General features: G+C 70.4%; 23 protein-coding genes and 1 pseudogene. 13 read left to right on the top strand and 11 right to left on the bottom strand.

Features of this window, described 5'->3' with window-relative positions; genetic code table 11:
* The first annotated feature begins 147 nt into the window (after window positions 1–147).
* Window positions 148–1806 carry a 2-isopropylmalate synthase gene (gene leuA, locus GGQ96_RS08065; RefSeq protein ID WP_184113405.1) on the top strand — a complete coding sequence of 553 codons (1659 nt, stop codon included), beginning with the start codon at window positions 148–150 and terminating at the stop codon, window positions 1804–1806.
* Window positions 1807–1935: 129 nt separating this feature from the next.
* Here the strand turns inward: leuA and GGQ96_RS08060 are convergent, their stop codons facing one another.
* Genes GGQ96_RS08060 through folE form a run of 3 tightly spaced genes read right to left on the bottom strand, consistent with a single transcriptional unit; the run spans window position 1936 to window position 3642 of the window.
* Entirely contained in the window at window positions 1936–2286 is a 351-nt protein-coding gene (locus GGQ96_RS08060; RefSeq protein ID WP_184113403.1) for a dihydroneopterin aldolase, read from the bottom strand.
* Window positions 2279–3022, bottom strand: a complete 744-nt coding sequence (locus GGQ96_RS08055) for an SDR family oxidoreductase (RefSeq protein WP_184113401.1) — start codon at window positions 3020–3022, stop codon at window positions 2279–2281. The genes GGQ96_RS08060 and GGQ96_RS08055 overlap by 8 nt, the downstream gene beginning before the upstream one ends.
* Window positions 3019–3642: a GTP cyclohydrolase I FolE gene (gene folE / locus GGQ96_RS08050; protein ID WP_184113399.1), complete on the bottom strand. Its 624-nt coding sequence runs from the start codon at window positions 3640–3642 to the stop codon at window positions 3019–3021. Before folE ends, GGQ96_RS08055 begins: the two co-directional genes overlap by 4 nt.
* Before the next feature lie 62 nt (window positions 3643–3704).
* Here folE and GGQ96_RS08045 point away from each other — a divergent pair, with 62 nt between their 5' ends.
* The 8 genes from GGQ96_RS08045 to nagE all read left to right on the top strand — a co-directional run bounded on the left by GGQ96_RS08045 (window position 3705) and on the right by nagE (window position 13086).
* On the top strand, window positions 3705–3908 hold the full coding sequence (locus GGQ96_RS08045) for a hypervirulence associated TUDOR domain-containing protein (protein WP_184113397.1): 204 nt from the start codon (window positions 3705–3707) through the stop codon (window positions 3906–3908).
* Between the two features lie 44 nt (window positions 3909–3952).
* Window positions 3953–4255: an SWIB/MDM2 domain-containing protein gene (locus tag GGQ96_RS08040; protein WP_184113395.1), complete on the top strand. Its 303-nt coding sequence runs from the start codon at window positions 3953–3955 to the stop codon at window positions 4253–4255.
* Window positions 4256–4775: 520 nt separating this feature from the next.
* Window positions 4776–5786, top strand: coding sequence for a glycosylasparaginase (locus GGQ96_RS08035; protein WP_184113393.1), 1011 nt, complete (start codon window positions 4776–4778; stop codon window positions 5784–5786).
* Window positions 5783–6556, top strand: coding sequence for a copper homeostasis protein CutC (locus tag GGQ96_RS08030; protein ID WP_184113391.1), 774 nt, complete (start codon window positions 5783–5785; stop codon window positions 6554–6556). Before GGQ96_RS08035 ends, GGQ96_RS08030 begins: the two co-directional genes overlap by 4 nt.
* A gap of 73 nt (window positions 6557–6629) precedes the next feature.
* Window positions 6630–7694: an SIS domain-containing protein gene (locus GGQ96_RS08025; protein ID WP_184113389.1), complete on the top strand. Its 1065-nt coding sequence runs from the start codon at window positions 6630–6632 to the stop codon at window positions 7692–7694.
* Entirely contained in the window at window positions 7691–8824 is a 1134-nt protein-coding gene (gene nagA / locus GGQ96_RS08020; protein WP_184113387.1) for an N-acetylglucosamine-6-phosphate deacetylase, read from the top strand. Before GGQ96_RS08025 ends, nagA begins: the two co-directional genes overlap by 4 nt.
* Before the next feature lie 57 nt (window positions 8825–8881).
* Entirely contained in the window at window positions 8882–11377 is a 2496-nt protein-coding gene (gene ptsP / locus GGQ96_RS08015; protein ID WP_184113385.1) for a phosphoenolpyruvate--protein phosphotransferase, read from the top strand.
* Window positions 11374–13086, top strand: a complete 1713-nt coding sequence (gene nagE / locus GGQ96_RS08010; protein ID WP_184113383.1) for an N-acetylglucosamine-specific PTS transporter subunit IIBC — start codon at window positions 11374–11376, stop codon at window positions 13084–13086. Before ptsP ends, nagE begins: the two co-directional genes overlap by 4 nt.
* 61 nt (window positions 13087–13147) lie before the next feature.
* On the opposite strand, the gene GGQ96_RS08005 is transcribed toward nagE, so the two are convergent.
* From GGQ96_RS08005 to GGQ96_RS07980, 6 genes are all read right to left on the bottom strand, one after another.
* The gene (locus tag GGQ96_RS08005; RefSeq protein WP_184113381.1) at window positions 13148–13936 is read right to left on the bottom strand and encodes a glycosyltransferase family 2 protein; all 789 of its coding nucleotides are present in this window, start codon (window positions 13934–13936) and stop codon (window positions 13148–13150) included.
* A 162-nt stretch (window positions 13937–14098) separates the two neighbouring features.
* Window positions 14099–14353, bottom strand: a complete 255-nt coding sequence (locus tag GGQ96_RS08000) for an ATP synthase F1 subunit epsilon (RefSeq protein WP_184113379.1) — start codon at window positions 14351–14353, stop codon at window positions 14099–14101.
* A complete protein-coding gene (gene atpD, locus GGQ96_RS07995; RefSeq protein ID WP_184113377.1) occupies window positions 14353–15834 on the bottom strand; it encodes a F0F1 ATP synthase subunit beta in 1482 nt (493 codons plus the stop codon). Before atpD ends, GGQ96_RS08000 begins: the two co-directional genes overlap by 1 nt.
* Window positions 15835–15859: 25 nt before the next feature.
* A complete protein-coding gene (locus GGQ96_RS07990) occupies window positions 15860–16744 on the bottom strand; it encodes a F0F1 ATP synthase subunit gamma (RefSeq protein ID WP_184113375.1) in 885 nt (294 codons plus the stop codon).
* An 83-nt stretch (window positions 16745–16827) separates the two neighbouring features.
* Entirely contained in the window at window positions 16828–18357 is a 1530-nt protein-coding gene (gene atpA / locus GGQ96_RS07985; RefSeq protein ID WP_184113373.1) for a F0F1 ATP synthase subunit alpha, read from the bottom strand.
* Between the two features lie 31 nt (window positions 18358–18388).
* On the bottom strand, window positions 18389–18943 hold the full coding sequence (locus GGQ96_RS07980) for a F0F1 ATP synthase subunit delta (protein WP_184113372.1): 555 nt from the start codon (window positions 18941–18943) through the stop codon (window positions 18389–18391).
* A 217-nt stretch (window positions 18944–19160) separates the two neighbouring features.
* On the opposite strand from GGQ96_RS07980, the gene GGQ96_RS07975 reads away from it, so the two are divergent.
* The 4 genes from GGQ96_RS07975 to GGQ96_RS07960 all read left to right on the top strand — a co-directional run bounded on the left by GGQ96_RS07975 (window position 19161) and on the right by GGQ96_RS07960 (window position 24167).
* Complete coding sequence (locus GGQ96_RS07975; protein WP_184113370.1) at window positions 19161–20075, top strand: hypothetical protein; 915 nt, start codon at window positions 19161–19163, stop codon at window positions 20073–20075.
* A 49-nt stretch (window positions 20076–20124) separates the two neighbouring features.
* Window positions 20125–21153, top strand: a complete 1029-nt coding sequence (gene ada, locus GGQ96_RS07970) for a bifunctional DNA-binding transcriptional regulator/O6-methylguanine-DNA methyltransferase Ada (protein WP_184113369.1) — start codon at window positions 20125–20127, stop codon at window positions 21151–21153.
* Window positions 21154–21235: 82 nt separating this feature from the next.
* Window positions 21236–22786 (top strand): TadA family conjugal transfer-associated ATPase, encoded by a 1551-nt coding sequence (locus GGQ96_RS07965; protein WP_184113368.1) that lies wholly within the window; start codon window positions 21236–21238, stop codon window positions 22784–22786.
* Between the two features lie 196 nt (window positions 22787–22982).
* Window positions 22983–24167 (top strand): aspartyl protease family protein, encoded by a 1185-nt coding sequence (locus GGQ96_RS07960; RefSeq protein ID WP_184113367.1) that lies wholly within the window; start codon window positions 22983–22985, stop codon window positions 24165–24167.
* Here the strand turns inward: GGQ96_RS07960 and GGQ96_RS07955 are convergent, their stop codons facing one another.
* Together GGQ96_RS07955 and GGQ96_RS07950 are read right to left on the bottom strand one after the other, a co-directional pair.
* Entirely contained in the window at window positions 24168–26066 is a 1899-nt protein-coding gene (locus tag GGQ96_RS07955) for a DUF885 domain-containing protein (RefSeq protein WP_343058965.1), read from the bottom strand.
* 38 nt (window positions 26067–26104) lie between these two features.
* A pseudogene (locus GGQ96_RS07950) lies at window positions 26105–26875 on the bottom strand (N-acetylmuramoyl-L-alanine amidase family protein); the annotation flags it as partial.
* Window positions 26876–26898 lie beyond the last annotated feature (23 nt).

Raw genomic sequence — 26898 nt, 5'->3', positions numbered from 1 at the left:
CGCGCCTTCTCCTGCGACTTACGCGCCCTTAGGCGCGTCGTCCCGCTCGTGCGCCCGGTGGCGCGCGCCGCGCCTAAGGGCCCGATCGACCGACCTCCCCCGATCCGGCGGCCTGCCCACCGCCCTGCCAGACGAGAGTGAAGAGCCATGCTGCGCGACCCGTCGACCAAATACCGCCCCTTCCCCACCATCGCCCTTCCCGACCGGACCTGGCCGGCCAAGACGATCACCCAGGCGCCGCGCTGGCTGTCGACCGACCTGCGCGACGGCAACCAGGCGCTGATCGACCCGATGGACGCCGAGAAGAAGACGCGGCTGTTCGAACTGCTCTGCAAGGTCGGGCTGAAGGAGATCGAGGTCGGCTTCCCCAGCGCAGGCGCGACCGAGTTCGACTTCATTTCCGGTCTGGTCCGTCAAGACCGCATTCCCGACGACGTGACGGTGCAGGTGCTGACCCAGTCGCGCCGCGACTTGATCGAGACGAGCTTCGCCAGCCTGACCGGCGCACGCACCGCGATCGTCCATCTCTACAACGCCGTGTCGCCCGCCTGGCGCAAGATCGTGTTCGGCATGACCCGCGAGGAGGTGAAGCGGATTGCGGTCGAGGGCGCGAAGGTGCTGCGCGACGAGGCCGCGAAGCAGCCCGATACGCGCTGGCAGTTCGAATATTCGCCCGAGACCTTCTCCACCGCCGAACTCGATTTCTCGGTCGAGGTCTGCGAGGCGGTGATGGCGGTGTTGTGCCCGACGCCCGAGCGGCCGATCATCCTCAACCTGCCGGCCACCGTCGAATGCGCGACGCCCAACGTCTATGCCGACCAGATCGAATGGTTCGGCCGCCACATCCGCAACCGCGATTCGGTGGTGATCTCGCTGCACACGCACAACGATCGGGGCACCGGCGTCGCGGCGGCGGAGCTGGGGCTGATGGCGGGCGCGGACCGGGTCGAGGGCTGTCTGCTCGGCAATGGCGAGCGGACCGGCAATTGCGACCTGGTGACGGTCGCGCTCAACATGTACACGCAAGGCGTCGATCCCGGCCTCGACCTGTCGGACATCGACGCGGTGGTGAACACCATCCAATATTGCACCAACCTGCCCGTGCATCCCCGCACGCCCTATGCCGGCGACCTGGTCTTCACTGCCTTTTCGGGCAGCCACCAGGACGCGATCAAAAAGGGGTTCGCCGCGCAGGCCGAGCGCAACGACAGCCTGTGGGAAGTGCCCTATCTGCCGATCGATCCCGCCGATCTCGGCCGCAGCTACGAGGCGGTGATCCGCGTCAATTCACAAAGCGGCAAGGGCGGCGTCGCCTGGGTGATCGAGCAGGACAAGGGGCTGAAGCTGCCCAAGCGGCTCCAGGCCGATTTCAGCCGCCACGTCCAGGCGCTGGCCGACGAGACCAGCCGCGAGCTGAACGCCGCCGATATCTGGGGCCGGTTCGAGGCGACCTATCTGCCGCGCGGCGACGACCGCTTCGTGCTGCGCGACTATGAGGAGACGGGCCAGGCCGGGCAGCGCGTGTTCGTCGGCCGCGTCGCGGTGGATGGCGAGGAACGCTCCATCTCCGGGCGGGGCAACGGCCTGATCTCGGGCGTGATCGACGCGCTCGCCGGCTCGACGGGGCCGGCGCTGGAGGTGGTCGACTATTCCGAACACGCCATCGGCCACGGCGCGGATGCGCAGGCGGCGGCCTATGTCGAATGCCGGCTGGCCGATGGGCGCACCGTGTTCGGCGTCGGGCTGGACACCGACATCGCCACCGCCAGCGTCCGCGCCGTGCTGAGCGCCGCCAATCGGGGCTGAGACAGACTGCCCCCTGCGAGAGGAGGCCTCACGAAACCCATCGTACCACCCCGGCCTGCACCGGGGCGGTACGAATCGTGGGCGAGCTGGGGCCTGGGCGATGACTTTCTTGCCGGGGAGGAACGGGGATCACCGCCCCCGAACCACCTCACACCCCACGGTCGCATCCGGGTAGATGTCGAGCTTCGCCGACCGCACCCGCACCGCCATCACTCGCGGATCGGCCAGGCAGAGCGCGGCGATCGCGTCGCACAGGCTTTCCTGCAAGGCGAAGCCCGGCCCCGCCGCCAGCGCCAGCACGGCATCGCGCACCTGGTCATAGTCGAACACCTCCTCGATCCGATCGGCGGCGGGCGCGGCCGGATAGGAGAGGTCAAGCCGAACCGACAGCCGCACGCGTTGCGGCACCGCCTCGTGCGGGTGGATGCCGAGGCGGATCGCGATATCGAAATCGTCGATCAGGATCGCATAATCAGCCATCGCCGCGCCCCTCGAACATCACGTCGCGGTCCGACCGCATGAACCGTTGGCCCGAATCGACGAACAGCGTCTGACCCGTCACGCTGCGCGCGCCGAGCAGATAGACCACCGCCTCCGCCACCGCGCCCGCCCCCACCGGCCGCTGGAGCAGATTGCGCGTGGCGACGCGGCGGAACTCCGCCTCGCTCTGGTCGCCGCTCGGCAGGGTCAGGCCGGGCGCGACCGCATTGACCCTGAGCCGCGGCGCGAAGGCCTGCGCCATCAGCTCGCCCGCCGCCGCCAGCGCCGCTTTGGAGAGGGTGTAGGAGAAGAAGTCCGGATTGGGATTGGCCAGCTTCTGGTCGAGCAGGTTGACCACCGCCCCTTCCGTCAGATCGGCCTGCGCCGCCAGCGCGCTCGCCAGCAGGGTCGGCGCGGTGCAGTTCACCGCATGGAGCCGGGCCGCCAGCACCGGGTCGACCGCGCCGGGCATGTCATATTCGAACAGGGACGCGCTGTTGACCAGCGCCGCGATCGGCGCGCCGGCCGCGGCGCGGGCGTGCGCGAATAAGGCCGGCAGCGACGCGGTGTCGGCCAGGTCGCCCTGCACCGTCCAGCCGTCCAGCGCGCGGGCCAGCGCCTCCGCCTCGTCGCGCGAGCGATGGTAGTGGATCACCACCCGGTGCCCCGCGCCCGCCACGCCGCGCGCGATCGCCGCGCCGATCCGCCGGGCCGCGCCCGTGACCAGCACGATCATCCGCTCAGGCCCATCAGCGAAAGCACTTCCTTGCGGCTGCGGTCGTCGTCGCGGAACACGCCCATCATCCGGCTGGTGGTCATCGCCACGCCCGGGGTGCGGACGCCCCGCGCGGTCATGCAGGCATGGCTCGCCTCGATCACCACCGCGACGCCCAGCGGCTTCAGCCCGGTCCAGATGCAGTCGGCGACCTCGGCGGTCAGCCGCTCCTGCACCTGGAGCCGCCGCGCATAGCCGTGCAGCACGCGCGCCAGCTTGGAGATGCCGACGACATGGTCGCGCGGCAGATAGGCGATATGCGCCTTGCCGATGATCGGCGCCATGTGGTGCTCGCAATGCGACTGGAAGGGGATGTCCTTGAGCAGCACGATCTCGTCATAGCCGCCGACCTCCTCGAACACGCGGCCGAGATGGACAGTCGGGTCCTCGGCATAGCCGGCGCAATATTCCTTCCAGGCGCGCGCCACGCGGCGCGGCGTGTCGACCAGCCCCTCGCGCGTGGGATCGTCGCCCGCCCATTCGATCAGGGTGCGGATCGCGGCGGCGACGTGCGGGGGCACGGCGACCTTGCCATCCTCAGCCACCAGATCGCCATCCGCCGGGGTTCCGCCGTCACTCATCGTCATCTCCTGCAACCAACCCGCATGTCGGGCGCTTGGTGCCACAAGTTAAGGAGGATGCGATGGCCGATCTGAAGAAGGGCGACAAGGTGAGCTGGAATTCGCATGGCGGCACCGCGCATGGCGAGGTGGAGAAGAAGCTGACCAGCGACACCAGCATCAAGGGTCACACGGTCCGCGCGTCGAAGGACGATCCGCAATATCTCGTAGAGAGTGACAACGGCGGAAAGGCGGCGCACAAGGCGTCAGCGCTCAAGAAGGCGTGAGTCCCTCCTAACCGGGGGCATGACGATTCACAGGAAGGACAGACATGGCCACTGCCAAGCAGGAAGCCGGCGCCAAGAAGGCCGCCACCAAGCAGACCAAGGCCGGCACCGGCATCCACGCACCGGTCCAGCCGTCGCCCGAACTGGGCGCCGTCGTCGGCAACGACAAGCTGCCGCGCAGCGAAGTCATCAGCAAGGTGTGGGAGTATATCAAGGCTCACGACCTGCAGAATCCCGAGAACAAGCGCGAGATCCTGGCCGATGACAACCTGAAGAAGGTGTTCGGCAAGGACAAGGTGACCATGTTCGAGATGAACAAGTACATCTCGGCGCACGTGAAGGCGTGACGTCCGACCGGCGCGGGCGGACCTCGCCTGCGCCGCCGCGATCGTGGAAGGGGGACGCGCCGGATCGCCGGCCCGTCCCCTTTTTGCTGGCGCACGCATCGAGGTGGGATGGGAAACGCCCAGGCGAATCAGATGGTTCTCGGCGGACCGATCGTTCTGCGACGGCGCTATGCCCCTTCCCTTTGCGGGGTTCGCCCCGAAACCCGCCGTGCCGCTCATCCCCTCCACCGTCCCGACGAAGGCGAAATTTCCTAGAAACCCGTCACGCCAGTCCTGCACAGGCGGAGGTGGAGGCGGGTGGGAGCGGGCCCTCGGTGCTGCCCGGCTTTCACCAGAGCCGAGGGGGTTCCGGGGGGCCGAACGACCGCCCGCGCCAAACCCGTTCCGTCGATAGGCCGGACATGCGCCCACCGCCTCCCGACCGATCCAAGGTCCATAATGGCGCAATACCGAACCATGACTTGCACATGACCTTTGCCATGGCATGATGGCCGGCATGGACGGGGCGGAGGAACCGGGAATGACGAGCAGACGGGATGTGGTGACGGCGCTGGGCGCGATCGGTGGCGCGCTACCCCTGGCCACGGCCGTACGGGCGCAAGGACGGACGGCCGACCCCGCGCTGATCGTGTCCACCTGGGATTTCGGGGCCGCCGCCAACGCGGCCGCCTTCGCGAGGATGAAAGCGGGCGGGTCGCTGCTCGACGCGGTCGAAGCGGGAGCGATGGTGCCGGAGGCGGACCCGGAGAACCATTCGGTCGGCTATGGCGGCTATCCCGACCGCGACGGCCATGTGACGCTGGACGCGGTCATCATGGACGATCGCGGCGATGTCGGCGCGGTCGCGGCGCTGGAGGATACGGTCCACGCCATCTCGGTCGCGCGGCGGGTGATGGAGAAGACTCCGCACACGCTGATCGTCGGCGAGGGCGCGACCCGCTTCGCGCGCGACCAGGGCTTTCCCAAGGTCGACCTGCTCACCCCCGCCGCCGAGGCGGCATGGCGCGAATGGCTGAAGACCGCGAAATACCAGCCGGTCGCGAATAGCGAGAATGCCGGATCGGCGCGCCGGCCACGCGGTGGCGCGCTCGACCATGACACGATCGGGCTGCTGGCGCGCGATCCGGCCGGCCATCTGGCGGGCGCGTGCACCACATCGGGCATGGCGTTCAAGATGCGTGGCCGGGTCGGCGATTCGCCCCAGGTCGGCGCCGGCCTCTATGTCGAGGCGGGCGTCGGCGGCGCCACCTCGACCGGGCTGGGCGAGGAGGTGACGCGGGTGTCGGGCAGTGCGCGCGTGGTCGCGTCGATGCGCGCCGGACTGTCGCCCCAGGCCGCGTGCGAGGAGGTGGTGAAGCATATCGCCGCCCTGCGCGGCAATGCGATCAAGGGCGTGCAGGTCGGCTTCCTGGCGCTCGATCCCCGGGGGCGGGTCGGTGCCTTCTGCCTGTTGCCCGGCTTCACCTATGCGGTGACCGACCTGGCCGGGCGGACGCGGGTGCTGCCCGCCCCGTCGCTGTTCCGGGCATGAGCCCCGGCCCGGCCCGGCGTCGGCTGGAGGTCTGTGTCGAGGATGTCGCGGGCATCGCCGCGGCGTCGGCGGGCGGCGCGGACCGGATCGAGCTGTGCGCGGCGCTGGCGGTCGGCGGACTGACCCCGCCCGTCTCGCTGATCCGCGTCGCGGCCGCCGCGCCCCTGCCAGTCCATCTGCTCGCCCGCCCGCGCGAAGGCGATTTCAGCTATTCGCGGGTCGAGGCGATGCTGGTCGCGGAAGATATCCGCACCGCCGCGGAGGCGGGGCTGGCCGGCGTCGTCATCGGCGCCAGCGACCGGCAGCGGCGGCTGGACGTCAGCCTGCTCGCGCAATGGGTCGGCCAGGCGCGCGCGCTGGGGGCGGAGCGCGGCGCGCGCCTGTCGCTGACGCTCCACCGTGCGTTCGATCTCTGCCCGGACCTGCCGGCGGCGCTGGAGGAGGCGATCCGGCTCGGCTTCGACCGGGTGCTGACCTCGGGCGGCGCGCCGCGGGCGGTGGATGGCGCGGCGATGCTCGGGCGGCTGCACGAACAGGCGGACGGGCGGATCACCATCCTGGCCGGCAGCGGCGTCAGCCGCGCCACGCTGCCCGCCCTGCTCGCCACCGGCATCACCGAGGTCCATGCCTCCTGCCGGCAATCCCGCGCCGTGCCAGAGAATTGGCCGGAACGCCGCTTCGGCTTTGTCGGCCAGCAGGTCGGCGGCACCGATGTCGAGACGGTCGCCGGGCTGGTCCGCGACCTTCGGGCCAATGCCTCGCTTGAATAATACCAATTTATGACCTAATGACGACTTTATCCAGGCGCCGATGGGCGGGCGCGCGACAGCGGGGGACGAGGACATGGCCAGCGTGACCGACAACGATCTTCAGGCGGCACCCGCCGTCGAAGCCACCCTGATGCACCGCGAGGCGGCGGAGGCGGGCGATGCCGTGCGCCGGCTGCTTTCCGCCAATGGCCGCGTCATCGCGGAACTCGGCGCGCGGCTGCGCCAGTCGCCGCCGGCGGTGGTCGTCACTTGCGCGCGCGGCTCGTCCGACCATGCCGCCACCTATGGCAAATATCTGATCGAGACGATGACCGGCGTGCCGGTCGCCTCCGCCGCGCCCTCGGTCGCCTCGGTCTACAAGGCTCCGGCCGCGGCGCGCTCGACGCTCTGCATCGCCATTTCGCAGAGCGGCCGCAGCCCCGACCTGCTCGCCACCGTCACCGCGCAGCGTGAGGCGGGCGCGCATGTCGTCGCGCTCGTCAACGACGCCGGTTCGCCGCTCGCCGCGCTCGCCGATACGCTGGTGCCGCTGATGGCGGGGCCGGAGACGTCGGTGGCGGCGACCAAATCCTATATCGCCGCGCTTGCCGGCCTCGCCGCGATCGTCGCCGCCTGGACCCAGGATGCCGAGCTCGGCCAGGCAGTCGATTCGCTGCCGGGCGACCTGGCGCGCGCCTGGGCGCTCGACTGGTCGCCGGTGGTCCAGACGCTGAAGGATGCCCGCAACCTGTTCGTGATCGGCCGCGGCCTCGGTCTCGGCATCGCGCAGGAAGCGGCGCTGAAGCTCAAGGAGACCTGCGCGCTGCATGCCGAGGCCTTCAGTTCGGCCGAGGTGCGGCACGGCCCGATGGCGATCGTCGGCCAGGACTTCCCGCTGATCGCGCTCGCCACCTCCGATGTCGCAGGCGATGACGTGCGCGCGGCGGCGGCCGAGTTCGCCGGGCGGGGCGCGAAGGTCTGCCTGGCCGATGCGGTGCTGGACGGCGGCGGCCATGTGCCGGCGCTGACCGCGCATCCGGCGATCGAGCCGATCCTGATGATCCAGAGCTTCTACCGCATGGCCAATCGCCTGGCGGCGACGCGCGGGCTGAACCCCGACGCGCCGCTCCACCTGAAGAAGGTGACCCAGACGCTATGACCCGCCACGGCTTCACCAACGGCCATGTCGCCACGGCGGACGGCGTGTGGACGCAAGGAACCGTCACGGTCGAAGGCGGCGTGATCGTCGCGATCGAACCGACCGCCGACGCCGATGCGATCGACATGGCCGGCGGCTGGCTGTCGCCCGGCTTCATCGACACCCAGGTCAATGGCGGCGGCGGCGTGCTGCTCAACGACATGCCGACCGTGGAGGGGATCGCCGCGATCGCCGCCGCGCACCGCCCCTATGGCACCACGGCAATGATGCCGACGCTGATCAGCGACACCGCCGACGTCATCGCGGTCGCGCTCGACGCGACCGATGCCGCGATCGAGGCCGGCGTGCCCGGCGTCGTCGGCATCCATGTCGAGGGGCCTGTGATCAGCACCGCGCGCAAGGGCATCCATGATGCCGGCCGCTTCCGGCTGCTGGACGACGATCTGCTCGAACTGCTGACCCGTCCCCGGCGCGGCGTGGTGATGGTGACGCTTGCCCCCGAACAGGTGCCGGTGGACAGCATCCGCGCGCTGGCGCAGGCCGGCGTGCGCGTCTGCCTGGGCCATACCGAGGCGGACTATGCCACCGCCACCGCCGCGTTCGCGGCCGGTGCGACCGGCGTGACGCATCTGTTCAACGCCATGTCGCCGCTGCTCCATCGCAAGCCCGGCGTGGTCGGCGCGGCGCTGGACGACCAGAGCGCCTGGTGCGGGATCATCGTCGATGGCTTCCATGTCGACGATGCCGCGCTGCGCGTCGCGCTGCGCGCCCGGCCGCACGACCGGTTCATGCTGGTGACCGATGCGATGCCCTGCGTCGGCGCGGCGACCAAGGACTTCGTGCTCCAGGGTCAGCCGATCCGGGTCGCGGAGGGCCGCTGCGTCGGCGTGGACGGCACGCTGGCCGGTTCCGACCTCGACATGGCCGGCGCGGTGCGCAACGCCGTCCACCGGCTGGGCCTCGCGCCCGAGGCGGCGATGGCGATGGCCGCGGCCAGCCCGGCGGCGTTCCTGGGCCTGTCGCACGACCGCGGCAGCCTGGCGGTCGGCCGCCGCGCCGACTGGGTGCAGCTGTCCGCCGACCTCCAGCCCGTCGCGACCACCATCGGCGGCGACACCGACCCGACCTGACCCCTGACCCCTGACCGGGCCGCTCCCCTTCCCGGCCCGCCCCATGAAGGAACCGCCATGGCGAACACCGTGCTGACCGTGCCGATGCAGGGCTGGGCTTGCGCATTGGACAAGGTCGCGGACGCGGTGTTCGCGGAGCGGATGCTGGGCGACGGGATCGCCATCGACCCGACCGGCGACACGCTGCACGCGCCGTGCGACGCGACGGTGATCGGCGTGCAGCCGACCGGCCATGCCATCACGCTGCGCAGCGAGGCAGGCGCGGAGCTGCTGATCCATATCGGGCTGGACACGGTGGCGCTGGCGGGGCGCGGCTTCACCCCGCTCGTCACGGTCGGCGACCGGGTGGCGACGGGCGATCCGCTGATCCGCTTCGACCTCGACCTGCTGGTCCAGGACGCGCGCGCGGTCATCACCCCGATCCTGGTCACCAATGGCGACCGGTTCGCGATCGAGCGGCGCGCGGCGGGGCTGGTCGCGGTCGGCGCGCCGCTGATGACTTTGGTTGCCTTGGGCGGCGACACGCAAGCGGCAGCGAGTGGTGGCGAGCGTCATACCCGCGACATCGTCGTGCCGCTGGCACATGGCATCCACGCCCGCCCCGCCGCGCGCATCGCCGATTGCGCCAAGGGCTTCGACGCCGAGGTACTGCTGGAGAAGGACGGCCGGTCGAGCAGCGTGCGCAGCCCGATCGGCGTGCTGACGCTGGGCCTCACCCATGGTTCGACCGTCACCGTCGCGGCCACCGGCGCGCAGGCGGAAGCCGCGGTCGAAGCGGTCGCCGCGCTGATCCTGAGCGGCATGGGCGAAGGCGCGGATATCGTCGCGCCGGCGCCGGCCCCCATCGCCCCGCCGCCACCCGCTGCGGTGGCGGTCGAGGGTGCGCTGGGCGGAGTCACCGCCGCGCCGGGGTTGGCGGTCGGGCCGGTCGGCTGGCTGCGCGCGACCGACTGCGACGTGCCGGCCGAAGGCTGCGGCATCGCCGCCGAGGAAGCGGCGTTCGACACCGCCCGGCACGATCTCGCCACCGCCCTCACCGCCCGCGCGCGGATCGCGCATGGCGCGGAGCGCGCGATCGTCGAGGCGCATGCCGCGATGCTGGACGATCCCGCGCTGCTGGAGGCCACCCGCCACGGCATCGCACGGGGACACAGCGCCGCGCACGCTTGGCGCGCCGCGATCCGGCCGCAGGGCGAGGCGCTACGCGCCACCGGCGACGCCCGCCTTGCCGAGCGCGCCGACGACATGCGCGACCTGGAGCGCCAGCTGATCGCGAAGCTGATGGGGGTGGAGACGACCGCCCCGGTCTTCGCGCCCGGCACGATCCTGCTCGCCGACGACCTGCTGCCCTCGCAACTCCTCGGCCTCGACACCGCCACCATCGCCGGCATCGCGGTGGAGCGCGGCGGCCCGACGTCGCATGTCGCGATCCTGGCGGCGACGCTCGGCCTGCCCGCGCTCGTCGCGATCGGCCCCGGCCTGCGCGACGTGGCGGCGGGGACGCGCGTCATCCTCGACGCCGGCGCGGCGCTGCTCCATCTGGATCCCCCACAGGACCGGGTTGCGGCGGCCGAGGCCAGGATCGCCGCCACCGCCGCCCGCCGCGCCGAGGCGCTGGCGCGCGGCCATGCCCCCTGCCACACGCAGGACGGACAGCGGATCGAGGTCTTCGCCAATCTCGGCTCGGTGGCCGATGCGACACTGGCCATGGCGAACGGCGCGGAGGGCTCCGGGCTGCTGCGCACCGAATTCCTGTTCCTGGAGCGTGAGACCGCTCCCGACATGGCCGAGCAGACCGCCGATTACCAGGCGATCGCCGACACGCTGGCGGGACGGCCGCTGATCATCCGCCTGCTCGACATCGGCGGCGACAAGCCCGCCCCGTACCTGCCGATCCCAGCGGAGGAAAATCCGGCGCTGGGTCTGCGCGGCATCCGTGTCGGCCTCGCCCGGCCCGAGATCCTGGAGGACCAGCTCCGCGCGATCCTGTCGGTGCGGCCGATCGAACAATGCAAGATCATGGTGCCGATGATCGCCAGCCTGGACGAATTGCGCCAGGTCCGCACCGTGCTCGACCGCTTGTGCGCCGAGCTCGGCCGCACCGACCGCGTGCCGCTCGGCGTGATGGTCGAGACACCGGCGGCGGCGATCACCGCCGACCTGCTCGCGCGCGAGGCGGATTTCCTGTCGATCGGCACCAACGATCTGACCCAATATGCGCTCGCCATGGATCGCGGCAATGCCAGCGTCGCCAGCGCGCTGGACGGCCTGCACCCGGCGGTGCTGCGCCTGATCGGCGAGACGTGCCGGGGCGGCCAGGCCCATGGCCGTTGGACCGGCGTGTGCGGCGGCCTGGCCTCCGATCCGATGGCGGTGCCGATCCTGATCGGCCTGGGCGTCACCGAACTGTCCGCCGCCCCGGCGGTCGTCCCCGATATCAAGGCGCTGGTCGCCGGGCTCACCCTGCCCGCCGCCCGCGCCCATGCCCAGGCGGCGCTTGCCTGTTCCAGCGCCGCCGACGTCCGCCGCCTCGCCCGGGAGTTTGCCGCATGAAGTCGATCCTCGGAGCGCTCCAGCCGCTCGGCCGCGCGCTGATGCTACCGATCGCGGTGCTGCCGATCGCCGGCCTGCTGCTCAGGCTCGGCCAGCCCGACCTGCTCGACATCGGCTTCGTCTCGGCGGCGGGCGATGCGATCTTCACCCATCTCGGCCTGTTGTTCGCGATCGGCGTCGCCACCGGCTTCGCGCGCGACGGCAATGGCGCGGCCTGTCTCGCCGGCGTCACCTGCTTCCTGATCGCGACCGAGGCGGGCAAGACGCTGATGACCGTGCCGGCCGATATCGCCGCAGGCCTGACCCCGGCCGGCCTAGACCTTGCCAAGGCGGCGTGGAAGGCCAAGGCGATGGCGCGGCTCGACGTGCCGCTCGGCATCCTGTCCGGACTGGTGGGCGGCCTGTTCTACAATCGCTTCTCGGCGATCAAGCTTCCAGAATATCTCGCCTTTTTCGGCGGACGCCGGTTCGTGCCGATCGTCGCGGGGCTCGCCGGGCTGGTGCTGGCGGCGGTCGCCGGCCTGGGTTTCGCCGGCATCAGCGCCGGCATCGACCGACTGAGCTATGCGATCATCGGTGCGGGCGGCGCGGGGCTGTTCGTGTTCGGGCTGCTCAACCGGCTGCTGCTCGTCACCGGGCTGCACCACCTGCTCAACAACATCGCCTGGTTCGTGGTCGGCGACTATCACGGCGCGACCGGCGACCTGCGCCGCTTCTTCGCGGGCGATCCCAATGCCGGCGCGTTCATGGCCGGCTTCTTCCCGGTGATGATGTTCGGCCTGCCCGCCGCCTGCCTCGCCATGTATCACGAGGCGCTGCCCGATCGGCGCAAGGCGGTCGGCGGCCTGCTCTTCAGCCTGGCGCTGACCTCGGCGCTGACCGGGGTGACCGAGCCGATCGAATTCAGCTTCATGTTCCTCGCGCCCGTCCTCTACGCGATCCATGCGGTGCTGACCGGCCTGTCGATGACGCTGATGGCGGCGATGGGCGTAAAGCTCGGCTTCGGCTTCTCGGCCGGGCTGCTCGACTATGTGCTGAATTTCGGCAAGGCGACACGGCCACTGCTGCTGATCCCGGTCGGGCTGGTCTATGCGGTGATCTATTACACCGTGTTCCGCGTCTTCATCCGCTGGTTCGACCTGAAGACGCCGGGCCGCGACGCCTCGGCGCCCGCGACGGGGACGGCGACGCCGGTGGCGGAGCGCGGCGCGGCCTTTGCCCGCGCCCTGGGCGGCGGCGCGAACCTGACCACGGTCGGGGCCTGCACCACCCGGTTGCGGCTGGTCGTCAGGGACCAGGCGGCGGTCGACGAAGCCGCGCTCAAGGCGCTCGGCGCGCGCGGGCTGATCCGCCCGTCGGCCACCGCCCTGCAAGTGGTGCTGGGGCCCATCGCCGATGTCGTGGCGGTCGAGATCCGCGACGCGCTGGCCCAGGGTGGCGGAACCGCCGCACCGGTCGCCGCGCCCGCCGACACGACCGCAACCCCAGCAGTGCCGCTTCCTGCGCCGCTGCTGGGCGCGCTGGGCGGCGAGGGCAATGTCGAGCGGGCGAGCCTCCATGGCGGCCGCCTGCGCGTGGCGCTGCGCGATTCGAGCGGCGTGGAGGACGCCGGCCTGCTCGCGCTCGGCATCGCGGCGGTGGCGCGGCCCTGCCCCGGCGTGCTGCACCTCTTGGTGGCGGACGGCGATGCGGCGCGGCTGACTGCCTGATCGGCTCCTGCGGTCCAGCGGGCTCCCGCGAGCGCGGGGCCCCTGGGGCAGGCCCACCCGACTACCGGATCTTGCGGTAGGTCACATGCTCGCGGATATGGTCGCGCGTCGACAGATACTCGGCCATGCGCGCCAATTCCTTGTCGTAGCTGTAGAGCTGGCTGCGCGGGCGGAAGCTGTGATCGACCGGCACCGCATCGATGATCCCCATCGTCAGCCCCGCCTTCTCCGCCATCTTCGGCCAGACCAGGTCATAGCCCCAGCCCATCGGACTGTCGGTGCTGAACGGCGTCGCCAGGTCGAAGAACTGGTGGCTCATGCTGACCACCGGTCCGCTCTCGATGAACCCGGTCTGCCGCGCGGTCAGGCCCAGGCGGCGGCGCACGATCGGCCAGTCGGTATAGCTGCGCCAGGTCCGCGCCGGCTGCGCGATCGCGAAGCCATGCGCCTGTTGCAAGCCGATCAGGGCGTCGAGAAAGCCCGTCCCTATCCAGATATCGTCGTCGCAGAACAGGACATAGTCGAAGCCCTGGTCGGGCGCGTCGCGGACCAGCCTTTCCAGCAGCAGCCATTTCGGCTCATAGCCCTCGATTCTTTCGACCGTGACCGAATCCACGGCCGGACTGGTCGATGCACCACCAATGGCGGCCCAGCGTTGCACCAGTTCCACCTGCGTGGCGGTGGCGAGCTGCTCGACGATATGCTCGATCAGACTGGGCTTGTTGCCGACATAGACACCGACGACCAGCACCTTGGGCCGGCCCTGCGGCGCAGCGGCGCGGCGATATTGCGGCACGCGTCGGGGCAGCAGATGCGCCAGCTTGCGCGTGATCTTGAGCGACAAGGCCAAGCCGATCTCCGTTCGTCGAACGCAATCGGCTGATAAGGGCCGATTTCCGCCGCCTCCTTGCCCGGTGGCGGCGCATCGGTCCAGCAAAAGCGAAACGGCGGCGAGGCGGATCACCGCCCCGCCGCCGCCGGGAAGATCAGCCGATACGCTCGACTGGAAGGATTAGCCGATATGCTCGGCGAGGACGGTCAGGCCTTGCGCATTGACCTCGGCGAATCCGCCGCGGATCGCGATCGTCTCGGGCTGGCCACTGGCGTTGGTATAAACCGAGAGGATGCCGTCGCGGATCGTCGACATGAAGGGGGCGTGGCCTTCCAGCACCGCGAAATCGCCCTCGGTGCCGGGGACCGTGACCATATGGACCGACTCCGAGCGGACCAGCCGCTCGGGAGTGACCAGCTCGAAGTGCAGCGCCATTACGCCTCCTTGGCCAGCTTCTCGGCCTTGGCGACCGCTTCGTCGATGCCGCCGACCATGTAGAAGGCCGCCTCGGGCAGGTGGTCGTAATCGCCGTTCACCACGCCCTTGAAGCTGCGGATCGTGTCCTCGATCTGCACGAACTTGCCCGAGATGCCGGTGAAGACCTCGGCGACGTGGAACGGCTGCGACAGGAAGCGCTGGATCTTGCGCGCGCGGGTCACGGTCAGCTTATCCTCTTCGGACAGCTCGTCCATGCCCAGGATCGCAATGATGTCCTGCAGCGACTTGTAGCGCTGGAGCAGCGACTGGACGGCACGCGCCGTCTCGTAATGCTCCTGGCCGACGATGCGCGGCTCCAGCACGCGGCTGGTGGAGTCGAGCGGGTCGACCGCCGGATAAATGCCCAGCTCCGAGATGGCGCGGTTAAGCACCGTCGTCGCGTCGAGATGGGCGAAGGATGTCGCCGGGGCCGGGTCGGTCAAGTCGTCGGCAGGCACGTACACGGCCTGGACGCTGGTGATCGACCCCTTGTTGGTCGAGGTGATGCGCTCCTGCAGCGCGCCCATGTCGGTCGACAGGGTCGGCTGATAGCCCACGGCCGAGGGGATGCGGCCGAGCAACGCCGACACTTCCGCGCCCGCCTGGGTGAAGCGGAAGATGTTGTCGACGAAGAAGAGCACGTCCTGCCCCTCCTGGTCGCGGAAATATTCCGCAATGGTCAGGCCCGACAGGGCGACGCGGGCGCGCGCGCCCGGCGGCTCGTTCATCTGGCCATAGACCAGCGCGACCTTCGACCCCTCGCTGATCGCATTGCCCTCGGCATCCTTGGCGATGACGCCCGCGTCGAGGAACTCGTGATACAGGTCGTTGCCCTCGCGGGTGCGCTCGCCGACGCCCGCGAACACCGAGGTGCCGCCATGGCCCTTGGCGATGTTGTTGATCAGCTCCTGGATCAGCACGGTCTTGCCGACGCCGGCGCCGCCGAACAGGCCGATCTTGCCGCCCTTGGCATAGGGGGCGAGCAGGTCGATGACCTTGATGCCCGTGACCAGGATCGCGCTCTCGGTCGACTGGTCGACGAACAGCGGCGCCTGAGCATGAATCGGCGCGCGCAGGTCGGTGGCGACCGGACCGCGCTCGTCGATCGGCTCGCCGATGACGTTGAGGATGCGGCCGAGCGTCGCCGGGCCGACCGGCACCGAAATCTGCGCGCCGGTGTCGTGGACGGTCTGGCCGCGGGTCAGGCCCTCGGTCGAGTCCATCGCGATCGTGCGGACGGTGTTCTCGCCCAGATGCTGCGCGACCTCCAGCACCAGGCGGGTGCCGTTGTTGTCGGTCTCCAGCGCCGACAGGATCGCCGGGAGCTGCTGGTCGAAATGCACGTCGACGACCGCGCCGATGACCTGCGCGATCCGGCCGACATTGTTGGTGTTGCCCGTCGACTGGGTCGGGCGGATGTCTTCAGCGGCGGTTGCCATTGCGATTCTTCCTGCTTCGAAACTTTTAGAGCGCTTCCGCGCCCGAGATGATCTCGACCAGCTCGGTCGTGATCGCGGCCTGACGCGCGCGGTTGTACTGGATGCTCAGCCGCTTGATCATGTCGCCGGCATTGCGCGTGGCATTGTCCATCGCGGTCATGCGGCTGCCCTGCTCCGACGCCGCATTCTCCAGAAGCGCGCGGAAGATCTGCACCGCGATGTTGCGCGGCAGCAGGTCGGCGAGGATCGACTCCTCGTCGGGCTCATATTCGGTGACGGCGGCGGCGGCCGGCGCGACGTCCTTGAGCGCGGCCTGTTCGGCGAGCGGCACCGGGATGATCTGGATGCCGGTCGGCACCTGCGCCAGCGCCGACTGGAACTTCGAGAAGAACAGGTGCGCCACGTCGAACTCGCCTGCGGTGAAGCGCGCGATCAGGTCGTCGGCGATCGCCTTGGCATCGTCGAAGCTGGCGACCTTCATCGCTGACATGTCGCGGTCCGCCAGGATCGCGGTCGGGAAGAAGCGCTTGAGCACGCGCCCCTTCTTGCCGGCGATGTAGAAGCGCACGGTCTTGCCCTGCGCCGACAGCTCCTCGGCCTTGCGGCGCGCGGCGCGGACGATGTTCGAGTTGAACGCGCCGGCCAGGCCCCGCTCCGAGGTCGCTACGACCAGCAGGTGCACCTGATCCTTGCCCGTGCCGGCCAGGAGCGGCGACGCGCCCGGGCCGCCGGCGCGGGTCGCCAGGCTGGCCATCACCCGCTCCAGCCGCTCGGCATAGGGACGGCCGTTCTGCGCCGCGTCCTGTGCCCGGCGCAACTTGGCGGCGGCGACCATCTTCATCGCCTTGGTGATCTTCTGCGTCGACTTCACCGAGCCGATGCGGATCTTGAGGGCCTTGAGTGACGCCATCTTCTTCCTATCGTCACCCCGGCCGGAACCGGGGTCTCCCCGTTATCGCCCCGCCCCGGCCATGGCCGGGGCAAGGCCCGCCCTCAGGCGAAGGTCTTGGCGAACTGGTCCAGCGCGGCCTTCAGCCCCGCCTTGGCCTCGTCGCCCAGGTCGCGCGTGTCGCGGATCTTGGCGAGCACGCCCGAATGGTTCGCGCGCAGGTCGGCGAGCATCGCGCCTTCGTAGCGCACCACGTCCTGCACCGCGACATTGTCGAGATAGCCGTTGGTGCCCGCGAAGATCGACGCCGTCTGCTCCTCGAAGGGCATCGGGTTGAACTGCGCCTGCTTGAGCAGCTCGGTCAGGCGCGCGCCGCGGTTCAGCAGCCGCTGCGTCGAGGCGTCGAGGTCCGAGCCGAACTGCGCGAACGCCGCCATCTCGCGATACTGGGCCAGCTCCAGCTTGATCGAGCCCGACACCTTCTTCATCGCCTTGGTCTGCGCGGCCGAGCCGACGCGGCTGACCGACAGGCCGACGTTGATCGCCGGGCGGATGCCCGCGAAGAATAGGTCGGTCTCCAGGAAGATCTGGCCGTCGGTGATCGAGATCACGTTGGTCGGGATGTACGCCGACACGTCGCCCGCCTGGGTCTCGATGATCGGCAGCGCGGTCAGCGAGCCGCCGCCATTCGCATCCGACATCTTGGCGGCGCGCTCCAGCAGGCGCGAGTGGAGATAGAAGACGTCGCCCGGATAGGCCTCGCGGCCCGGCGGCCGGCGCAGCAGCAGCGACATCTGGCGATAGGCGACCGCCTGCTTCGACAGGTCGTCGAACACGATCAGCGCGTGCATCCCGTTGTCCCGGAAATACTCACCCATCGCGGTGCCGGTGTACGGCGCCAGGAACTGGAGCGGTGCCGGATCCGAGGCGGTGGCGGCGACGACGATGGAATATTCCATCGCGCCATTCTCCTCCAGCGTGCGGACGAGCTGCGCGACGGTGGAGCGCTTCTGCCCGACCGCGACATAGACGCAGTAGAGCTTCTTCGACTCATCGGTGCCGGCGTTGACCGTCTTCTGGTTGATGAAGGTGTCGATCGCGACGGCCGACTTGCCGGTCTGGCGGTCGCCGATGATCAGCTCGCGCTGGCCACGGCCGACCGGCACCAGCGCATCGATCGCCTTCAGGCCGGTCTGCATCGGCTCCGACACGCCCTGGCGCGGGATGATGCCGGGCGCCTTGACCTCGACGCGGCTGCGCTGGTCGCTGACGATCGGGCCCTTGCCGTCGATCGGGTTGCCGAGGCCGTCGACCACGCGGCCGAGCAGGCCCTTGCCGACCGGCACGTCGACGATGGTGCCGGTACGCTTGACGGTATCGCCCTCGCGGATCTCCGAGTCCGACCCGAAGATCACGACGCCGACATTATCGGCCTCCAGGTTCAGCGCCATGCCCTGCACGCCGTTGGCGAACTCGACCATCTCGCCCGCCTGGACGTTGTCGAGGCCATAGATGCGCGCGATGCCGTCGCCGACCGACAGCACCTGGCCGGTTTCCGAGACCTGCGCCTCGGCGCCGAAATTGGCGATCTGATCCTTGATGACCTTGGAGATTTCTGCGGCGCGGATATCCATCACTTCAGCCTTTTCCCAACAGCGTTCGCTGTCAGCCTTTCATTGCGTGCGCGAGCGCGTTCAAACGGGTGCGGATCGACGAGTCGATCATCTGGGAACCGATGCGGACGACCAGCCCGCCGAGCAGCGCCGGATCGACCGACAGGTCGACCGCGACCTCGCGACCGAGCCGCTGGCGCAGCTGCTGCTTCAATTCGACGACCTGATCCGCGGTCAGCGGATGCGCGCTCGTCACCTCGGCGGTCAGCTCGCCGCGATGGCGCGACGCCAGGGTGCGATAGGCGCGGACGATCGCCGGCAGCTCGCCCAGGCGGCGGTTCTCGGCCAGCACGCCGAGGAAGCTGCGCGTCGTCGCGTCCAGCCCGAGCTGGTCGGCAATGGCCAACACCGTCTTGGTCGCGGTGCCGCGACCGACCACCGGGCTGGCGATCAGCGTGCGCAGGTCGGTCGAATCCCGCAGGGCGTCACGCACCGTGGCGAGGCTCGCCTCCACCGCATCGATGCCGCGGGCGTCGCGCGCCAACTCGAACAGGGCGAGCGCGTAGCGCCCACTTAAGCTGGCCTGAATACCGCCGGATGTCTCCACGGAGCGTTATGTCCCTCAGCATTTCAAAACGGGTAGCCCATAGGAAACGGGGCGCGAAACCGCGCCTGTCGCTGGGCTTTCGGGCGGCTAGCATGGGGGTGCCCGGGATGCAAGCCAACCTGACCATCCTGTCACATTCCTTTACCGGATGTTCAGGCATGTCCGGTTCAGGATCGGGAGCGTAGCGCGGAAACGTTCGGGCAGGAGGAACGTCGCGATGCGCGGATCGGTGCTGGTGGCGGCAGGCGCGATGATCGTCGCGGGCCCGGCCGTGGCCGAGGTGATCCATGTCGAGGGCATCTTCGCGGCCGGATCGCGCGAGGCGAGCCGGCTGCCGACGATCGGCGTCGACCTGTTCGGCGGGCCGGCCGGCGATGCGCTGGGCGTGGCGATCGAGCGGCGGCTGGCGGCGTTGGGCCGGGACGGCGTGCCGCATGCACAGATCATCGCCCCTTCCCTGCGCCCCGACGGGCTGCTCTCGGGGCGCGCGTCCTCATCGGTCGATCAGTCGGGCTATACCGAGAGCCGCGAGCGCTGCGCCGAGAAGAAGGACGACAAATGCGTCCGCCGCGTACGCTACAAGGTCGCCTGCCTCCAGCGGACGGTGACGCTGCGCGCGGACCTGCGCCTGACCCGGCAGCGCGACGATCGCATCCTCTATGCGTTCGCGCCCACGCGCAGCGATTCGAGCCAATGGTGCGAGGACGAGGCCGGCGGCCTGGGCGCCGACGTCGCGGTCCAGTCGATGGTCGAATCGATCGCGGACCAGGTGCGGCTCGACCTCGCGCCGCACCGGGAACAGTACAAGATCCGCATCCGCGAGGAACGCGACGGCCTGCCGCCCGCGCTGGCCGATCGGTTCCGCGCAGCCGTCCACCAGACCAAGCAGGACGAACCGGCCGCCTGTGCGGCCTTCGCCAGCATCGGCGCGGCGGCGCCGGATCATGGCCCCACGCTGTTCAACCAGGCACTCTGCGCGGAATCGGCCGGTCGCTACGCCGAAGCCGCCGCGCTCTACACCCGCGCCCGCGTGTTCGCACCGCGCGCGGGCGGCGAGATCAGCCGGGGCCTGGAGCGGACCGCATCGCTGGCGGCGGGCGCGGAAGATGTGAAGCACATGGCGGCGCTTTGACCGCAAGCTTTGGGATGCGCGGCGTCCCGACCCGCGGCAGGGTGGCGGCATGACCCTGATCGATCCCGACGCCGCCTGGGCCGCCTTTGAGGCGCGCGACCGTTCCGCCGATGGCCGCTTCGTGGTGGGGGTGCGTTCGACCGGCATCTATTGCAAGCCGAGCTGCCCGGCGCGTCATCCCCGGCGCGACCAGGTCAGCTTCCACGCCGACGGCGCGGCGGCGCGCGCCGCCGGCTTTCGCGCCTGCCTGCGCTGCCGCCCGGACGCCGTGGCGCGCGACCGGGCGGCGGTGGCGGCGGCGATGGCGCTGATCGACGCGGCCGAGGCCCCGCCCCGGCTGGCGGCGCTGGCGAAGGAGGTGGGCTATGCGCCGCATCATTTCCACCGGCTGTTCAAGCGCGCTACCGGGGTGACACCCGCCGCCTATGCCCGCGCCCGGCGACTGGAGCGCGCCGGCGTGGCGCTGACCGATGGCGCGACGGTGACGGACGCGCTCTATGCCGCCGGCTATGCTGCGCCCAGCCGTTTCTACGAGGCCGCCGGGCGGCTCGGCATGACCCCCGGCACCTGGGCCCGGGGCGGACGCGGCCTCGCCATCCGCTGGACGCTGGCGGTGACCAGCCTGGGGCCGCTGCTGATCGCAGCGACGGCGCGCGGGCTGTGCCGCGTCGCCTTCGACGAGGATGACGCCGCCCTGCGCGCCCGCTTCCCCCATGCCGAGCTGCACCCCGGCGACGCCTCGCTCGCCGATCTGGCCGCGCGGATCGTCGCGCTGGTGGAGACGCCGGGCTGCGACCCGGACCTGCCGCTCGACCTGCGCGGCACCGCCTTCCAGGAGGCGGTGTGGCAGGCGCTTCGCACCATCCCGCCAGGCGAGACGCGCAGCTATGCCGAGCTGGCCGCTCTGGCCGGCGCGCCCGGCGCGACGCGGGCGGCGGGGTCGGCCTGCGGCGCCAACGCCATCGCCGTCGCCATCCCCTGCCACCGCGTCGTGCGCGGCGATGGCGGTCTGGGCGGCTATGCCTATGGTCCGGCCCGGAAAGCGGCGCTGCTCGCACGTGAACGAAACCGGCGATGATCGGCGTCGGCCCGCGACGTGGTTAGGAGAATGGTAAATCCTTCGCGGCTAAGTCATTCGGAAGCATGAAGGACCAGGCTGCATGAGCGCGTTCGGGCGTCGTAACGGGATCGGCCAGTCGGCGCGGCCCGCCTTTGGCGTGGCACGGCCGATGCAGGGCGGCGCGCCCGTCCGCGAGTCGGGCGGCGCGGGCGAGGGCGGCGCGCAATTCCCGCCGCTCGATGCACTACCGCTGCCCTCCGGCGAGGCGGGCGGCGGAGCCGAGGCGCCGAGCCCCGGCAGCGTGCCCGGCGCGCAGATGGATGCGCTGCAGCGACTCGCCGATCGTCAGGCCGCGTCGGGCGACGCCGGCTCCAGCCGGGTCGAGGGATTCGAGGCCTCGGTCCATAAGATCAAGGAGCAGGTGCTGCCGCGCCTGCTGGAGCGAGTCGATCCCGAGGCCGCCGCGACTTTGGGCAAGGACGAGCTGGCGGAGGAGTTCCGCCCGATCATCGGCGAGGTGCTGGCCGAACTGAAGCTGACGCTCAATCGGCGCGAGCAGTTCGCGCTGGAGAAGGTGCTGGTCGACGAACTGCTGGGCCTGGGGCCGCTGGAGGAGCTGCTCGCCGATCCCAACATCTCCGACATCATGGTCAACGGTCCGGAACAGACCTATGTCGAGCGCAAGGGCCGGCTGGAGATCGCGCCGATCCAGTTCCGCGACGAGGAGCATCTGTTCCAGATTGCGCAGCGCATCGTCAATTCGGTCGGCCGCCGGGTCGACCAGACCACGCCGCTCGCCGACGCGCGGCTGAAGGACGGCAGCCGCGTCAACGTCATCGTGCCGCCGCTGTCGCTGCGCGGCACCGCCATCTCGATCCGCAAATTCTCCGCCAAGCCGATCACGCTCGACATGATGGCCGGCTTCGGCAGCATGAGTCCCAAGATGGCGACCGCGCTCAAGATCGCGGGCGCCAGCCGGTTCAACATCGTCATCTCGGGCGGTACCGGTTCGGGCAAGACGACGATGCTCAACGCCCTTTCCAAGATGATCGACCCGGGCGAGCGCGTGCTGACGATCGAGGACGCCGCCGAGCTTCGCCTGCAACAGCCGCACTGGCTGCCGCTGGAAACGCGCCCCGCCAATCTCGAAGGCCAGGGCGAAATATCGATTCGCGACCTGGTGAAGAACGCGCTGCGCATGCGGCCCGACCGGATCATCCTGGGCGAAATCCGCGGCTCGGAATGTTTCGACATGCTGGCGGCGATGAACACCGGCCATGACGGCTCGATGTGCACGCTCCACTCCAACTCCCCGCGCGAGGCGCTGGCGCGCATGGAGAACATGGTGATGATGTCCGACATCAAGGTGCCCAAGGAGGCGATCAGCCGCCAGATCGCCGATTCGGTCGACCTGATCATCCAGGTGAAGCGCCTGCGCGACGGTTCGCGCCGCGTCACCAACGTCACCGAGGTGATCGGCATGGAAGGGCCGGTGATCGTGACGCAGGAACTGTTCAAGTTCGAGTATCTGGACGAATCGGCCGAGGGCAAGATCATCGGCGAATACCGCTCGATGGGCCTGCGTCCCTATACGCTCGACAAGGCGCGGCAGTTCGGGTTCGACCAGGCGTTCCTGGAGGCGTGCCTGTAGGGGCGGCGTTTCCTCCTGCCTGACCCCGGCGAAGGCCAGGGCCCGTCTGGGAAGGCTGTGGTAACGGAGCGCTGCGCGGCGTCATGATCGTCTCCCAACTGGGCTCCGGCCTTCGCCGGGGAACAAGGGCAGGGAAACAGCCCCCCGCGATTTTCGCCACGACGCCGCCCGAGTGCTGCGATAGGAGCGGGCGTCGATGCGTATCCTAGCCCTTGCCGCGCTGCTGCTGCTCGCCGATGCCCCTCCCACCGTTCCCGTCGCGTCGCGCGACCCCGGCGTGGTGCGGCTGGCGGCGGATGCAGAGGCCCGCTGGGTCGACTTCACGCTGACGCCCGGCAACCAGATCCGCTTCGACATGGCGGTGAACGGCCGGCCGGTCAGCGCGATCCTCGATACGGGCGTGTCCTTCTCGCTGCTGTCGCGTTCCTCGCCGGTCACGCGCGGCGCGGCGATCGTACCGGGCGGACAGGCGAGCGCGATCGGCGGCGCGGTGACGATCGGCTGGATGCCGACCCGCTCGCTGACGCTGGGCGGCTTGAGCCGGCGCGGCGGCGGGCTGGCGGTCGCCACCCTGCCCGCGCTCGCCACCGGCAGCGCAGAGTCGGTCGACATGCTGGTCGGGCGCGACCTGCTGGCGGGCCAGGCGCTCGACATCGACTATGCCGCGCACCGGTTCCGCCTGATCCGTTCGGGACGGATGCCGTTTCCGGGCCGGATCGCCCCCCTGTCGATCTCGCCTACGCATGCGGTCTACCAAAGCGCGATCACGCTGGGCACGAAACGCTTCTCGCCGATGATCGTCGATACCGGCGACGGATCGTCGATGACCATCACCGAAGCCGAATGGCGCAGCGCCGGGCTGGCCAGGCTGCCGCGCACCACCGCCATCGCCTTCGGCCTGGCGGGGCCGGTGGTGACGGGCCTGGCCATCGTCCCCTCGGTCCGGCTGGGCGAACTGGAGGCGCATGATGTCGAGATGCGGATCGAGCCGGCGGGCGGCTTCTCGGAGACGATCGGCGTCGCCGGGCGGATCGGCACCGGCTTCCTGTCGCGCTACCGCGTGCTGCTCGATCCGCGCGCCGGCCGCATGGTGCTGAGCCCCCGCCCCGGCCTGCCGCCGGTGCTGCGCTCGACCAGCGGCCTGCTGCTCGGGCTGGAGCGCGACCGGCTGAAAGTGCTGCACGTCATGCGCGGCGGCCCGGCGGCGGCGGCCGGCTGGGCGATCGGCGACACGATCTGCGCGGTCGACGGCCAGCCGATCGGCCCCGGCTACACCAGCAGCCCGCAGGCGCGCTGGTCGGCCGGCACGCCGGGCACGACGGTGATGCTGACGCCCTGCGGCGGCAAGCCGCGCCGGCTGGTGCTCCGCCGCTTCTACTGATCAGCCGCGCGCCGAGGCGATGTAGCGGTCTACCACCCGCTCCAGCAGCGTCAGCGGCACGTTGCCGGTGCCGACCACGACATCGTCGAACGCCTTGAGATCGTAGCGCGGACCGAGCGCGTCTTGCGCCTTGCGGCGCAAACGGTTGATCTCGTTATGGCCCATCTTGTAGCCGCAGGCCTGGCCCGGCATCGCGCAGTAGCGCTGCACCTCGGCGGTGAGCTGACCGACCGGCATGCCCGTTGCCCCCTGGAACCAAGACACCGCCTGGTCGAAGCCCCAGCGCTTGGCATGGAGGCCGGTGTCGACCACCAGCCGGCAGGCGCGAAAATTCATCGACTGGAGATAGCCGATCCGGCCGAGCGGATCGTCGTCATAGACGCCCAGTTCGCTGGCGAGTTGCTCGGCATAGAGCGCCCAACCCTCGGAATAGGCGTTGAAGGCGAGCAGCGAGCGGATCAGCGGCAGTCGGAAGCTATATTCGCCCTGCCAGACATGGCCCGGTATTCCCTCGTGATAGCAGAGCGTCGGCAGCGAATAGCGGGGCCAGGTCGCGGTCGACTTCAGGTTGATGTAGTAGATGCCCGGCTGCGACCCGTCCATCGACCCCGGTCCCGCATAGCCGTTGGGCGCGCCGTCCTGGATCGCGGGCGGCACGCGCCGGATCACCAGATTGCCCTTCACCAGCGTGCCGAACGCGCGGGGCAGGCGGGTGCGGATATCGGCGATGCGGCCGTTCAGATAGGCGAGCAGCTTGGCGCGGCCGGCATCGTCGTTGCTGAACACCAGATCGGGCCGGCGGCTGAGCGCGGTCAGCCGTTCGCCGACACTGCCCCGGGTCAACCCCTGCGCCTTCAGCAGCGTATCGATTTCGGCGTTAATCGCCCGGTTCTGCTCCAGCCCCAGCGCGTGGATCGCCTCGGGCGTCTCGCCGGTGGTGGTGCCGGCGCGGACCAGCCAGCGATAATAGTCCTCGCCATGCGGCCGTTGCCACAGCCCGGGCTCGGGGCTGGCCTGGGGGCGGAGCGCGGCGAAGGCGGCGATCTGCCGGTCGAGCGCCGGCGCCACGGCCTCGGCGCAGAGTCGCGCGGCACGCGCGGCATGGCTGGGCGGCAGGCCGGCCTTCGCGCATTTGGCGGCGAAGCTGGTCACGATCCCCCACTGGGCGGCCGGGGTCGCGCGAATGCCCTGCAACTGCCCGGCGGTCAGGTCGATGACCAGCACCGGCGGGATCGCGCCGCGCGCGGCATCGGCGCGGATGCGGCCGGTCTCGCCATCGACCGCACGGGCATAGGCGGCCAGCCGCTCGCAATAGGCCTCGGCATCGGCGGCGTTCGCCACGTCATGCTTGGTTTCCAACAGGTCGGGCACGTCGGCATAGGCGCCGCCGAGCTGCGAGACGATATAGGGCGTGCTGCGGAAGCTGGCGGACGGGTCCAGCACCGCCACCTCGCCGACCGGCATGGTCCGCCAGCCCTCCTGCGCCAGCGCATAGGCGGTGTCGGTGGTGTCGACGTCGGTCGCGACCGCGGGCGACAGGCGGCGGCGGTCAATCCGGCGAAGCTGCGCCAGATGCGCGGTGCAGCGGTCGCGCCGCGCTGCATCCGCCGCCGCGCTGCGGTCCGCCAGCCGCGCGCGCAGCGGCGCGCGCTTGTCGCGGTCCAGGCCCAGCGACAGCGCCGCCTCGGGCCAGTCGGCCAGCAGCTCCTCCGCCAGGCTGGCGAGCAGCGTCTCCGCCTCGGCATCGCCCGGCGCCGCGGCCGGCGCTTGCGCACGCGCCAGACCGCCCGGCAGGGCCGCCGTCAGCCCCAGCGCGCCCGCGCCCGTCAGAAGCGCGCGCCGATTGCCGTCCATGTCCTGATCCCCATCCGCCTCGAAACAGGCAGCATAGTCGCGCACGCTGCCTGAACGCCAGCCGTCCGGCCGGCGGGCGTGGGTCAGCGCGTGACCATCCGCCGCGCGAAATGCACCTCCACGGCGCGCCGCACCCCCTCGGCGATCCGCTCGCGCCCCTCGCGGCTGTCGAGGAAGGCGGCGTCGACGGGGTTGGAGATATACCCGGTCTCGAACAGGATCGACGGCATGTCCGGCGCCTTCAGCACCATCAGGCTGGCCATGCGGTGGAAATTGGGCTTCATCGGCACCAGCGGCTTGGCCTCGCGGCCCAGCAGCCGGGCGAAATTGGCGGAGGCGTTCATGGTCTCGCGCTGGGTCAGGTCAATCAGGATCGAGGATACGTCCTCGCCCGCCTCGCCCAGATTGACGCCGGCGATCACGTCCGCCTTGTTCTCGCGCGCCGCCAGCCGGGCGGCCTCCTTGTCGGACGCGACCTCGGACAGGGTGTAGACCGACGCGCCGGTGGCGTCGCCCACGCCGACGCTGTCGCAATGGATCGAGATGAACAGGTCGGCGTGCAGTCGGCGCGCGATGCCATAGCGTTCGCGCAGCACCAGGTAATGATCGTCGTCGCGGGTCAGCGCGACCCGCACCCGGCCGCTGTCGAGCAGTTCGTCGCGGATCGCCTTGGCGATCTTCAGCGTCACGTCCTTCTCGCGCAGGCCGTTGCCGCGGTTGATCGCGCCCGGGTCGACGCCGCCATGGCCGGCGTCGATGACCACCAGCGGCCGCCCCGCCTCGCCGCGCACCTTGGGCAGCGGCGCGGCTTGGACCCTGGGGAGCGTCACCGAGACGCGCGCGCCCGGCGGGGCGGCGGTCGCCGTTCCGCACCAGC

The sequence above is a fragment of the Sphingomonas abaci genome, from assembly GCF_014199625.1.
Taxonomy (GTDB): Bacteria; Pseudomonadota; Alphaproteobacteria; order Sphingomonadales; family Sphingomonadaceae; genus Sphingomonas; species Sphingomonas abaci.
Note: the sequence above shows the minus strand (reverse complement) of the source record. Positions and strands in the feature narration are given on the sequence as shown.

Bases quoted from the DNA above. Each gene is read 5' to 3' on its own strand.
- GGQ96_RS08035 (WP_184113393.1), top strand. From the start codon at position 4,776: ATGACGAGCAGACGGGATGTGGTGACGGCGCTGGGCGCGATCGGTGGC.
- GGQ96_RS08040 (WP_184113395.1), top strand. From the start codon at position 3,953: ATGGCCACTGCCAAGCAGGAAGCCGGCGCCAAGAAGGCCGCCACCAAG.
- GGQ96_RS07960 (WP_184113367.1), top strand. From the start codon at position 22,983: ATGCGTATCCTAGCCCTTGCCGCGCTGCTGCTGCTCGCCGATGCCCCT.
- atpA (WP_184113373.1), bottom strand. From the start codon at position 18,357: ATGGATATCCGCGCCGCAGAAATCTCCAAGGTCATCAAGGATCAGATC.
- leuA (WP_184113405.1), top strand. From the start codon at position 148: ATGCTGCGCGACCCGTCGACCAAATACCGCCCCTTCCCCACCATCGCC.
- GGQ96_RS08030 (WP_184113391.1), top strand. From the start codon at position 5,783: ATGAGCCCCGGCCCGGCCCGGCGTCGGCTGGAGGTCTGTGTCGAGGAT.
- atpD (WP_184113377.1), bottom strand. From the start codon at position 15,834: ATGGCAACCGCCGCTGAAGACATCCGCCCGACCCAGTCGACGGGCAAC.
- GGQ96_RS07965 (WP_184113368.1), top strand. From the start codon at position 21,236: ATGAGCGCGTTCGGGCGTCGTAACGGGATCGGCCAGTCGGCGCGGCCC.
- nagE (WP_184113383.1), top strand. From the start codon at position 11,374: ATGAAGTCGATCCTCGGAGCGCTCCAGCCGCTCGGCCGCGCGCTGATG.
- ptsP (WP_184113385.1), top strand. From the start codon at position 8,882: ATGGCGAACACCGTGCTGACCGTGCCGATGCAGGGCTGGGCTTGCGCA.
- GGQ96_RS08045 (WP_184113397.1), top strand. From the start codon at position 3,705: ATGGCCGATCTGAAGAAGGGCGACAAGGTGAGCTGGAATTCGCATGGC.
- folE (WP_184113399.1), bottom strand. From the start codon at position 3,642: ATGAGTGACGGCGGAACCCCGGCGGATGGCGATCTGGTGGCTGAGGAT.
- GGQ96_RS08025 (WP_184113389.1), top strand. From the start codon at position 6,630: ATGGCCAGCGTGACCGACAACGATCTTCAGGCGGCACCCGCCGTCGAA.
- GGQ96_RS08000 (WP_184113379.1), bottom strand. From the start codon at position 14,353: ATGGCGCTGCACTTCGAGCTGGTCACTCCCGAGCGGCTGGTCCGCTCG.
- GGQ96_RS07975 (WP_184113370.1), top strand. From the start codon at position 19,161: ATGCGCGGATCGGTGCTGGTGGCGGCAGGCGCGATGATCGTCGCGGGC.
- GGQ96_RS08055 (WP_184113401.1), bottom strand. From the start codon at position 3,022: ATGATCGTGCTGGTCACGGGCGCGGCCCGGCGGATCGGCGCGGCGATC.
- GGQ96_RS08060 (WP_184113403.1), bottom strand. From the start codon at position 2,286: ATGGCTGATTATGCGATCCTGATCGACGATTTCGATATCGCGATCCGC.
- GGQ96_RS07990 (WP_184113375.1), bottom strand. From the start codon at position 16,744: ATGGCGTCACTCAAGGCCCTCAAGATCCGCATCGGCTCGGTGAAGTCG.
- nagA (WP_184113387.1), top strand. From the start codon at position 7,691: ATGACCCGCCACGGCTTCACCAACGGCCATGTCGCCACGGCGGACGGC.
- ada (WP_184113369.1), top strand. From the start codon at position 20,125: ATGACCCTGATCGATCCCGACGCCGCCTGGGCCGCCTTTGAGGCGCGC.